This is a genomic window from Flavobacterium sp. (genome assembly GCF_035760125.1).
GTDB lineage: Bacteria > Bacteroidota > Bacteroidia > Flavobacteriales > Flavobacteriaceae > Flavobacterium.
The window spans coordinates 1-11,709 of record NZ_DASTTN010000263.1 but is presented as its reverse complement, the minus strand read 5'-3'; the positions used below and the strand labels follow the sequence as shown (position 1 = coordinate 11,709).

10 protein-coding genes are annotated in these 11,709 nt (G+C 32.4%); 4 read left to right on the top strand and 6 right to left on the bottom strand.

Features of this window, described 5'->3' with window-relative positions; all coding sequences use genetic code 11:
* From VFS71_RS09575 to VFS71_RS09560, 4 genes are all read right to left on the bottom strand, one after another.
* Positions 1-896 (bottom strand): DHH family phosphoesterase (locus VFS71_RS09575; protein WP_326400960.1); only part of this gene is annotated, 896 nt, incomplete at its 3' end.
* Between the two features lie 67 nt (positions 897-963).
* The gene (locus tag VFS71_RS09570) at positions 964-2,220 is read right to left on the bottom strand and encodes a voltage-gated chloride channel family protein (protein ID WP_326400958.1); all 1,257 of its coding nucleotides are present in this window, start codon (positions 2,218-2,220) and stop codon (positions 964-966) included.
* Positions 2,221-2,286: 66 nt separating this feature from the next.
* Positions 2,287-2,673: a RidA family protein gene (locus tag VFS71_RS09565; protein ID WP_326400956.1), complete on the bottom strand. Its 387-nt coding sequence runs from the start codon at positions 2,671-2,673 to the stop codon at positions 2,287-2,289.
* Positions 2,674-2,853: 180 nt separating this feature from the next.
* A complete protein-coding gene (locus tag VFS71_RS09560) occupies positions 2,854-3,429 on the bottom strand; it encodes a hypothetical protein (RefSeq protein WP_326400954.1) in 576 nt (191 codons plus the stop codon).
* A 258-nt stretch (positions 3,430-3,687) separates the two neighbouring features.
* On the opposite strand from VFS71_RS09560, the gene VFS71_RS09555 reads away from it, so the two are divergent.
* Entirely contained in the window at positions 3,688-4,353 is a 666-nt protein-coding gene (locus tag VFS71_RS09555; protein ID WP_326400952.1) for a hypothetical protein, read from the top strand.
* Between the two features lie 26 nt (positions 4,354-4,379).
* On the opposite strand, the gene VFS71_RS09550 is transcribed toward VFS71_RS09555, so the two are convergent.
* Positions 4,380-4,910 carry a hypothetical protein gene (locus VFS71_RS09550; protein WP_326400950.1) on the bottom strand — a complete coding sequence of 177 codons (531 nt, stop codon included), beginning with the start codon at positions 4,908-4,910 and terminating at the stop codon, positions 4,380-4,382.
* 120 nt (positions 4,911-5,030) lie between these two features.
* Positions 5,031-6,173 (bottom strand): DUF3179 domain-containing (seleno)protein, encoded by a 1,143-nt coding sequence (locus tag VFS71_RS09545; protein WP_326400948.1) that lies wholly within the window; start codon positions 6,171-6,173, stop codon positions 5,031-5,033.
* A 204-nt stretch (positions 6,174-6,377) separates the two neighbouring features.
* On the opposite strand from VFS71_RS09545, the gene guaA reads away from it, so the two are divergent.
* The 3 genes from guaA to VFS71_RS09530 form a co-directional block, all read left to right on the top strand.
* Positions 6,378-7,907 carry a glutamine-hydrolyzing GMP synthase gene (guaA, locus tag VFS71_RS09540; RefSeq protein WP_326400946.1) on the top strand — a complete coding sequence of 510 codons (1,530 nt, stop codon included), beginning with the start codon at positions 6,378-6,380 and terminating at the stop codon, positions 7,905-7,907.
* Between the two features lie 61 nt (positions 7,908-7,968).
* Positions 7,969-9,870: a LysM peptidoglycan-binding domain-containing protein gene (locus tag VFS71_RS09535; RefSeq protein ID WP_326400944.1), complete on the top strand. Its 1,902-nt coding sequence runs from the start codon at positions 7,969-7,971 to the stop codon at positions 9,868-9,870.
* A gap of 64 nt (positions 9,871-9,934) precedes the next feature.
* Positions 9,935-11,709, top strand: a 1,775-nt coding sequence (locus tag VFS71_RS09530) for a LysM peptidoglycan-binding domain-containing protein (RefSeq protein ID WP_326400942.1), incomplete at its 3' end; no start/stop codon positions are given.

Genomic DNA, 11,709 nt, shown 5'->3' with positions numbered 1-11,709 from the left:
TCTCGGGCAAATTGATTTACATCAAAATTACCTTGCGAACGGAAAGAAATTTTGATGATTCCTTCTTCCTTGTTTTCGATAAAAATAGCGGTAAAAACAATTCCTTTTATACTTAAACCATAATTAACAATTCCCTCCGTGTCACCTTTCACATAATCAAAACTGTTTAATTCTTCTTGAGTAAGTGAAGTATAAGATGTTTTATGATCCATCATCACTTTCATATTTTGTAAAGCACGACCCAATAGTTGCAAACGATTGTAAGAACTATTGTCAAATAATAATGTGGGAATTAAAGTGTTTTCTACCCCAAGGTCAATTAATTCGGCAATAATCCTGTGGGTTGTTCCGGTAGTTTTTGGAAATCGGAATGACCCGGAATCAGTCAAGATTCCAGTGTAAATGCAAGTAGCAATAGTTTTGTCTAAATCTTGTTTTTTGTCCAAGAAAGAAATGAAATTATATACCATTTCACAAGTAGAACCAAAAGCAACATCCGAATAGGTGTAGGTTGCATAATTGTCTGGCAATTGATGGTGGTCAATCATGATAAAAGGAGAGGTAAGTTTTTCTAAAACTTGTTCCATTTCACCAACTCTATGAAGAGCGTTAAAATCCAAAGTAAAAATCAGTTCCGATTCTTCTAGGATTTTAGTGCAAGCTTCTTTGTCTTTTTCATATATTTTTACTGTTTCTGAGCCTGGCATCCAAGCTAGAAAATCGGGAAAATCATTGGGAGAAATCACTGTAGGATAGTGATTGTTTTTTAGTAAAAAGTGATATAATGCTAATGTTGAGCCCATGGCGTCTCCGTCTGGTCCTCTGTGCGGAATTATGGCAATTTTTTTTGGAGTTGATAATAACAACTGTATCGCTTGTATGTCTTGTATATTCATAGTTTGCGAAATTACATTTTTTAAACTTAAACTTGAAAAATTTTAAGAAATTATAAAGAAATATAGACTAGAGGTATTTTAATCCTTTTTTTCTAATACTTTGGTACAAAATGGATTTGGGACCTTTCACAATCTGGGATTTGTAAATCCCAATAGAACCGGAAAAAAAGTAAGCAATGATACAGGCAATTCCAATGTAGACACCGCTTTCAATACCAAAAAGTTCCATTCCCATAACCGTACAGGCGATAGGAGTGTGGGTAGCACCCGAAAATACTGCCACAAATCCCATTCCAGCTAATAAAGAAATAGGTAAAGGAACAACAACTGATAAAGCGCTTCCTAATGTAGCGCCAACAAAAAAGAGTGGAGTTACTTCGCCTCCTTTAAATCCAGCTCCAAGTGTGAAACCAGTAAAAAGAATTTTTAAAAGAAAATCATAAGGTGCATTATGAATGGAAAAGGCATCAACGATCATAGGAACTCCCAATCCAATATATTTTGTGGTGCCAATAAAATAAATCGATATGGCTAGAATAATTCCACCTATGAAAGGTCTCAACGGTGGATATTTTATGTTTTTTGAAAATAATTTTCCCCAAAAATGAGTGCTTCTTGCGAAAAGTAGTGCTGCCAGTCCAAACAAGATACTCACGATAAGTATCCAAAAGATAGCTGTAAAATTCATTTCTGGAACTTCAGGAATATTATAGCGGGTGTGTTTTATTTCCCAGAATTCAACAGTAAAATAAGCAATGTAGGCAACAAGAAATGAAAAGGCAATGCTTCTAAAAGTAATTTTGCTAAAAAAAACAACTTCCAATGCGAATAGTGCTCCCGCTAGCGGTGTTCCAAAAACCGAAGCAAAGCCAGCACTTATCCCCAGTATAATCAAGGTTCTTCTTTCGGAATGATTTAGTTTGAAAATATTAGTACACAAATCGGCAATGGCACCACCCATTTGTACTGCTGTTCCTTCTCTACCAGCAGATCCACCAAATAGATGAGTTATTAATGTGGACAAAAGTACCAGTGGCGCCATCATAAAAGGAATCTTCTTTTCGGGTTTGTTGTATTCTTCTAGTAGTAGATTGTTGCCTTTTGCAATTTTGGAATCAAAATAAAAGTAACTATACCCAATAAGTAAACCTCCAAGTGGTAAAAGCCAAATAATCCAATCATGATTATTCCTGATTTGGGTTACAAACTCTAATGAAACCAAGAAAAAAGCAGATGCCGAACCAGAAAAAATGCCTATCAAACAACAAATGAAAACCCATTTGAGTGTGATAAGCATTATTTGTTTTATTTTTTCAAAATTCATGAAGTGCAATACTTTTTTAGAATAAAATTTTATGCTAAAGTATTACAATTCATACTATTTTTTGAATTATTCTGAAGCAATTGCGGTAAATTCAATTTCGACCAAGTATTCTGGTGCTACCAATTGATTGATACCATAAAAGCCTGTAGTAGGTTTTACATCTTTGAAAAAAGTAGCATGCGCCTTTGCAACTTCTTCAAAAGTGGAAACATCTGTAGTGAAAATTCGGGTGCGAATAACGTCTTTCATTCCTACTTTAAGATCTTCCAATACTTTTTCAACTCTTTCTAAGATGTTTAACGTTTGGGCGTAGGCATCATCAGCTTTTACTTTTTCGCCGTCAACTATTGCAACAGTTCCAGAGACTTCAATGATGTTTCCAATTCGAACCGCACGACAATATCCCATTTTGTCTTCCCATGGTGACCCAGTTAAAATGTTTTCTCTTTTCATTATTTAGTTTTTAGTTTTGTTAATTGCTGTTTAAAGGTAGCTAAATCCTAGGTTTCCTTTAAAGCGCGCAATTTATAAAAATTAGAATTAAAAAAGAGGCCTCTTTCTGATGAGAGGCCTTATTGGTTGTGTTTTTTTGTTATTTATAACAAAATTAGCAAGATGTTTTATTTTTGTTGGTTAATTTATTTCTCTGAGTTCTCCATAGTATTTTCTTAACTCGTCTGAATGTGATTTATAAGCGCCTAATTCGATGTTTACAAATTCCTTGTCAAAAGTTGGATTTGCAGTTAGCCTTCGTATAGACGTTTTTTCTTTTTCGGCAATTAGCTTTTCGGTTTTTTTGCTGGTTTTAGAACGGGAGAGTTTTCCATAATCGTAATCTACTTCATAAGACGATTCTTCGGATAGAAAATTATTGATGTCAGCTCCAGTTCCTGAATATCTCAGTGTTTCTCTAAAATTGTTAGCATCCATTGTGATTTGCAAATCGTATCCTTTTTTGAGATAAATTTTAAAATATTCAGAGCCATCAAATAGTAAATACAAGCCGTCCTGTATGGATAAGTTAGCTTTGAAAACTCCATTATTGTCGATATCTATTATTTGTACTGTATTGTAATCGGTGTCCTTGATGTAGAGATGATCCCAATTTCTGTTTTCTATTTTTGCTTGAAAAAGTACTTCATTTTTGGTTTGTCCATTTGTGTTGATGAAAAGGAATAATGTGTAAATACTAAATAAAAAAGTCTTCATTTTTAATTTTGTTTATTTTTTTTCAAAACTATATTTTAATTTAAATAATAGGAAAAAGACAATATGATTAAAAAGGTATTAAATTGTTAAGAATTTATATTATGTGATTTTGACGGTGCGGTTTCCTTTAGTTTTTTGAATTTAGAATATCTTAACAAGTCACGGGAAATAAATTATGTTAGTTTTGTGATTTTATAATCACTGTTTTTTTATTTTTGGGAAAATGTTTTTAGATATAAAACCTACTTTTTTAATACTATGAAACAAATTTTATTTATTTTTCTGATAGGTTTTTCGACTTGTTCGTATGCTCAATTTGAGTCGAATACAAAGTTCAAAGGAATTCCGCCAGTTAATATAAAACCAAAAGAAAAGAAGACTACACCTCCAATAGACTCTTCTGTAATTATTCCACCTAATGTTTATAAAAGCCCGAATGTACAGTCACCACCTAATCCAGTTTCTGACTACAAGCTAAAAGTTAAGAGTGAGATTTCCATGATTCCAAAGAATGAGTTCATTAATCCTGGAGATGAAGTAAAAGATAGATTAAATAAAAGAACCGACCGTCAGGAAGGAGTTGCTTACCGTCGCAATCAGAGTTTAGGTACTTATAAAACTGCTTCTGAATCTGCCAAAGTTATGTATAGAGATGCTCAATATGTAGATGGAGATTTAATTAGGGTGTATTTGAATGGTGAGGTAATCCAATCTCAAGTATATTTGGACAGTAATTTTAAAGGTTTTGAAATCGTTCTGCAAAAAGGATTCAATAAAATAGATTTTGAAGCATTAAATCAAGGTGATTCTGGTCCCAATACTGCCGAATTCAGAGTTTATGACGATAAAAAGAATCTGGTTTCGGCTAGTGAATGGAATCTTGGAACAGGCTTTAAAGCCACTATTATACTTGTAAAAGAGTAGTTTTTGAGTTCTTTTAGGAGAAAAGATTAAAAAGGATCGGCAGTAACTTTAAATTTTATATCCGCTTTTACTGTTATCTCTTGAGTTAAGGTTTCTCTTGTTGTTACAGATGTACGTATTTTGTAGCTTGAAGCCTTGATGTATTTGTCTAATTTTTGAGAGGTACACGTTAGATTGATCGTATTTGTGGTTGAGCTGATATTATCCAGAAAAGCTAATTCGATTTCATCATCGGCAGTCGTAGAGATATACATGTGAACCGATTTTAAAAAGCTAAATGTTTTATCGGCAGGATTAGTGATACTTAATTTTAATTCTTGCAGTTTTACATCTTTAACTAAATCCACATTAGTGTTGTTGTTACTAAATTCTGAGGTAGAATTGGTTGTAACATCTGGAGTAGCCACTTCAAATGGAGAGTTAAAAGGTAATCCGCTATTTATTTTAAAAGTAGTTTGATCGGAAATAGTAAAAGTCAATAATTTGTCTACTTCACTGCAAGAAGCCGCAATAATTAAAGCCAAAATAACTAGAATTGTAAATTTCTTTGTTTTCATTTTAAGGTTAAATTTATGATTTGGAGTTTTTTTTGCAAAAGTAATCTAACTAGATATACAATCTCATCATTTAACGGTTTTGCCATTGAATTATTATATGAACAGAAATATACATAAATGTTATTTCAATGTCAATGGATGAAATGTTTTCCAACTATGCCAGTATTCTTGATATACTTTCATTGGTTTAAGCTCATTAATTAAAGGGTTTATTGATTTTCCAAGAAATGTATAGCTGTTTTGTCCATCATTTAATAAATTACCCTTCAAAGTGAATTTTTGTTCCTTGTTATTTCTTTCTAATGCTATAAAACTCTTTTTGTCAATGGCTAAAACCAACACGATTGGTTTATTGTTGATTACATCATAAATGATTCTTTTCTTGACAAAATCATTCCAGTCATATGCTTTGCTTTGATTGTCAATGGTAATGCCAACAACCCATGATTTATCTTTCCATGAAAGAGTATCTCTTCTTGTTAGATTTCCTTTTCTTCTGCCAGATTCATAATTGCTCAAGCTGTCGTACTCCGTTTTGAAATTTTTGTCAACTTGCATGATTAAACTTTTTGGGTTTAAGTCGAGCCATTTTTTTAATGACATCTGATTGCTTTGTAATTCAGGTAAAGATTGCCCTTTTAATGTTCCTGCAATTGCTTCTCCAGTAGCTTGTCTCCACCAGCTTTTGGTTGTTTTGTCTTCAAACATAGCATTAAAATGATCCATACCCACTAATCTAAAAGTTTCTTTTTTACCATTTACTATTGGCTCAAAAACACGGCCAGTTCTGCAAACGGTACAGTAGGTTACAAGTATTGGATGTTGGGAAATAGTGTCAAACACTTGGTGGTGGTATCCTAAAAATTGTATTGGATAAGCTCTGGATTCTCCTTTGTAAGTGATACCAATTACTATTCGGCTTGTGTCAACTTTACTTTTTGAAGCGTCACTCATTTTTAGATTATTGGTTTGATGAAACATGGAGTCTGCGGCCATGATATAATTTGTAGCATATCCAATTCCAATAGCAATAACTAAAAATATAAGGGAGAAAATTTTTGATTTTTGAAAAGCAGCTTTGAAACCATAAAGTAACATCAGAATAAAAACTATTCTAAAAATCCATCTCCAAGAATATAGAAAATAGGCTAAATCAATACTGTTCATTTCTTGACTTCCAGGCATTGGCATAATAAAATAAACATTTGCAATTTCAAATAATAATAACCCGAGTATACCGAAGTAATAGATTTTTTTTGCCATAATGTGTAGATTTGAATTTAATTAATAGTAGGTTTTGGTTTTTTATAATTAGATGTAAATTGGATAATCTTTGTTTTTTGTTGGTTTTTATTGAATTTTTTTAACTCTTTTGCTTAAAATAAAGAAAAGTTATTCGATAAAAATAAAATAAAAATTTTTCAAAATACAATTTTTCAAATCCGAATATATAAAGTATTTTTGCGCATGCAACACAACGTACTTATTTTAGATTTCGGATCGCAATATACACAGCTTATTGCGCGTAGAGTTCGCGAATTAAATATATTCTGCGAAATTTTTCCTTACAATCATTTTCCGAGTGATTTATCAAGTTATAAAGCCGTAATTCTTGGAGGAAGCCCTTTTTCTGTTAGAGGAGAAGATGCACCACATCCAGATTTATCACAAATTAGAGGTAAGCTTCCTATGCTGGCCGTTTGTTACGGAGCACAATATTTATCTCATTTTAGTGGAGGCGAAGTAGCAGCTTCTAATACTAGAGAATATGGTAGAGCCAATTTATCTTATATAAAAGAAGATGAAACTTTCTTTGATGGTGTTTCTGAAAACAGTCAAGTTTGGATGAGCCACAGTGATAGTATTAAAGTATTGCCAACGAATGGAGTAAAACTAGCAAGTACTCATGATGTGGAATTTGCTGCTTACAAAATTGAAGGAGAAACGACTTACGCTATTCAATACCATCCTGAAGTTTTTCACTCTACAGATGGTTCAAAAATGCTTGAGAATTTCTTGGTAAAAATTGCCGAGGTTCCACAAAATTTTACACCAAATGCTTTCGTTGAAGAAATTGTAGCTGAAATGAAAGAAAAAATCGGAAACGACAAAGTTGTTTTAGGTCTTTCAGGAGGTGTGGATTCAACAGTAGCAGCCGTTTTATTAAATAAAGCGATTGGTAAAAATCTGTATTGCATTTTTGTAAATAACGGATTGCTTCGTAAAAATGAATTCCAAAGCGTTTTAGATCAATACGAAGGAATGGGTTTGAATGTAAAAGGAGTAGATGCTTCTCAACGTTTTTACGATGCTTTAGCTGGGGTTAGTGATCCAGAATTGAAAAGAAAAGCAATTGGGAATGCCTTTATCGAAGTTTTCGATGACGAATCACATAAAATTGAAGATGTTACTTGGTTAGCACAAGGAACTATTTATCCTGACGTAATCGAATCAGTTTCTGTAAAAGGTCCATCGGCTACAATTAAATCACACCATAATGTAGGTGGTTTACCGGATTATATGAAACTTAAAATTGTTGAACCTTTGCGTATGCTTTTCAAAGATGAAGTACGTAGAGTAGGAGCTACATTAGGAATTGATCCAGAATTATTAGGAAGACACCCTTTTCCAGGACCTGGATTGTCTATTCGTATTTTAGGAGATATTACTTTAGAGAAAGTGCAAATTTTACAAGATGTTGATAAAGTTTTTATTGACGGATTGAAATCTTGGGGATTATACGATAAAGTTTGGCAAGCAGGAGCCATTTTATTACCTGTAAACAGTGTTGGAGTAATGGGCGATGAGCGTACTTACGAAAAAGTTGTTGCCCTAAGAGCTGTAGAATCTACAGACGGAATGACAGCAGACTGGGTACACCTTCCTTATGATTTCTTGATGAAAATATCTAATGATATTATCAATAAAGTAAAAGGAGTTAATCGTGTAGTTTACGATATAAGTTCAAAACCACCAGCAACAATTGAGTGGGAATAATATAATTTTTTTAACATTAAGTCGTTACATTTGTAACGACTTAATTTTTAAAATTATATTTATGAAAGGACTTTTAAGAGTTTTATTATTTATCGGTTTTGTTTCAAATGTCTCTTTTGGACAGCAATCTGCAACAAAACACACTGTTTTAAAAGGCGAAACTATCCCCCAAATCGCTCAAAACTACAACACTACTCCTTCTGAAATTTATAGACTTAATCCAGAAGCCCAAAATGGAATAACAGAAAACCAAATTCTTTCCATTCCAGAATTACTCTTACAATCCAAAAATACAATTATTCATACTGTTGCTCCAAAGGAGACTTTGTTTGGGCTAGCAACAAAATATAATGTCAAAGTTGAAGCCATTCAAAGTGCAAATACTGTTGCTCTCGCCAATGGATTGCAAGTAGGGCAACAATTAGTTATTCCGCAAGATAATACTCAGAAAACAGAAACAGGTGTTGCAAAAAATACTCATTTAGTTCAGGCTAAAGAGTCATTATTCAGCATTGCCAGACTTTATAATGTATCTGTTGAAGATTTAGATAAAACCAATGCTGATATTTTAAAAGGAGGCTTGCAAGTAGGACAAGAAATTAAAATACCAAACAAAAAGAAAACACTTGACGGTAGAGTGAGAGTTATCAATGCCGAAACTGTTTTTTATGTGGTAAAAGCCAAAGAAACGAAGTATTCTATAGCAAAACAATTTGGAATAACTGTAGAGCAATTGGAATCTCAAAATCCAGAAATTGTAAACGGATTGACTGAAGGAAATAAATTGGCTATCAATGTAAAAGAAGTGAAGCCAACCAATGAAAATGAGGAGTTAATGCTTGCATTGGCAGAAAAACAAGTTGTGGTCGAAAAATCCAAAGCGAATGCCAAAGAAATTAACAGCCTTAAAGAAAAACTCGTATTACAAGAAGAAATCAATCAAAAGGTAATTAATGTAAATGGTCTTTTGGTGAATCTGAAAGAAATTGATAATACGAAAGAAGGTTCAGCCGAAAAACTTAAATTAGTTTTGGAGGCCAATAAAAATATTCAAGAAATTCTTTTGGTCAAATTGGATTCATTGGTAAAAACGATGGGTAAAGATTTGAATGATTTGAAAAAAACAGAATTAGTTGATCTTGATGAATCCATCCGTTTGCAAAAAATATCTAATGAAAATATCCAAAAGACGAATGAATTGTCTCAACAACTTAAAAAGCAATTGGCAGAAAATAGAAAAGTATATTCTGGTTTGATGGACAAAGCGGAGCGAATTGTTGTGGAAGAGAATCAGGAATACAAGAAAAGTATCAGGGAAAACAGTAAAGCAAAAGCAGATCCAAAGACTGTGAAATTCACTCCAGTGGATTTGAAGAACATGGAAATGGAACAAAAAACTCGTGATTTGAACAACATGAAGTTGATTACAAAATTGGATTCCTTAAATAATGAGAGTAAATCAGAATTGAAATTACATATCAGTAAGGCTACTTTTTATAGTAAACAAGCTCGTTTGTTTGATGATAATTTGGCTAAATTAAAAAATCAAAGTTATCAAAATAAAGCACATGAATCTCAAACTAAGGCTAAAACAGGAGTAGCGTCTAAGTCACTTACTTTGGATCAAATTAAAAAAGAATTGGCTAAACAACCAACTAAAGTTAAAGCAATTAAAATTGAAAAAGTTGAAGGAATAAAGGATTTAAAATCTGGATATTATGTTGTAGTGGGTAACTTTCAAGACGCAACTGAAAGAGATGCTTTAATTAGAAAATTAACCGATTCTGGTTTCTTAGATGCTAATTTTTTCTACAATATGAACATACTTTCGTATTATGTTTATTCAAAAATGATTGCTACCAAAGAAGAAGCGCAATACGAGTGTATACAAAAACAAGGAAAGCCACTTTTTGGAAAATCATTTATTGCGAATGTAATTTCGGATAATTCAATTAAGGAATAAATTAACAACGATAGAAAGAATATTTGTTATAAAGACAGTATTTTTACTGAAATTAAAAACACACATGAACCTCGCTAATATGAACTATTTTTCAGTAGTATTTTGTACTATTTTATTTTCAGTTACTTCAAGTTTTTCGCAAGAAAAAATAGATAAATATGTTGTTGCTAAAGGAGAAACAGTAAACCAAATTGCTCAAAAATTTAAAATCACTCCTTACGAAATTTATAAACTCAATCCAGATGCACAAAACGGCGTGAAGCCTAATGGTGTATTGTTGATTCCAAAAAGTAATGGGAAAAACAATGTGACTCCAGTAAAAACAGCAAAGCAACTTCCAAAAACACATGTAGTGGTTGCCAAGGAAACTTTATTTGGGATTGAAAATAAATACGATGTAACTGATGAAGCTTTGAAAAAAGCCAATCCAGATCTTGAAAAATATGGTTTGCAGGTAGGTCAAGTTTTGAATATTCCTTCTAAAAATAATCCAAAAACTACTGTAGCTGCAAAGAATGTAGCAATTTATCATACGGTGCAACCAAAAGAAACTAAGTATTCGATAGCCAAGCAATATGATATTACTATTGAAGAATTGGAACGAAAAAACCCTGAGATTGTTGCTAATTTAACTGTTGGATTTGAGTTGTTGATAAAAGGAAATGGACCTAAACCAGTAACTAAAATTGTTCCTGCCGAAGCAAAAGTTACGGGTGAAAAACATGTAACTGTCAGTGTTCCTGAACCAGTAAACTATATTGATTATACGGTAAAACCAAAGGAAACATTTTATAGTTTGTCTAAAATGTTTGGATTAACTCAACAGCAATTAATTGAATTGAATCCAATTTTGTCAGCTGGTGTTCAAGAAGGAATGGTTTTGAAAGTGCCGTCAAAATCAAATCAAATAGCTGTAAATTCGACAAAACAAAAAGTTGTTTTGACCAAAAAAAGTAGTCAGGATAAAAAGACTTTGGTATTGTTGTTACCTTTTAATATTGCCAAAAATGGTGGAGATACAATCAGTTCTACTGTCAATCGATTGAACAATGATAAATTTCTGAATATGACTTTAGATTTTTATTCGGGTGCTATGATGGCGATAGATTCTGCTAAACAGGTTGGTGTTAATATGGATGTGAAAATTTTTGATTCCAATGAAACCAAAACAACTTCAAATGTTGCTTCTGTTTTTAGTGATAACGGTCTTGCTAATGCAGATGCAGTAGTTGGACCATTTTATCAAAGTAATGTTGAAAAAACTGCTGGTTTATTTGCCCAAAACAATGTGCCTGTAATTTCGCCATTGTCTAAAGATGCCGGTAATCCAATGCCAAATTTATATCAATCAATTGTATCTACATCTGTTTTAAAAACAGCTATGTTTGATTTTTTAACTGCTAAGCAAGGGAATGTAATAGCGGTGATTGATAAGAAAAAAGAAACTATTAGAAAATACATTTTAGAAAATCAAAAAGAAATTAAAATTGCACCATTAACTGCTACAGGCGGTTTGGATGTAGAGAGTTTTAAAAAGTTATTGGTAAAAGACAAGATGAATTATGTTATTTTGGAAACTGCCAATACAGGAATGATTAAATACACTATAAATACGATGCTTGGCGCTATGGCTAATTATCAAGTGCAATTGGTTATTTTGGAACCTAATGAAACTTTGGATACGGACGAAATCAGTTTTGAGAATTTGACCAAGCTTCATTTGATGTATCCTTCTGCAACTCGTGAAAATAATACTCCAGAAGCTCAGATATTCATGCAGAGTTACAGAAAAAAGAATAAAGTTAATCCAAGTACATTTGCTATACGTGGTTTTGATAT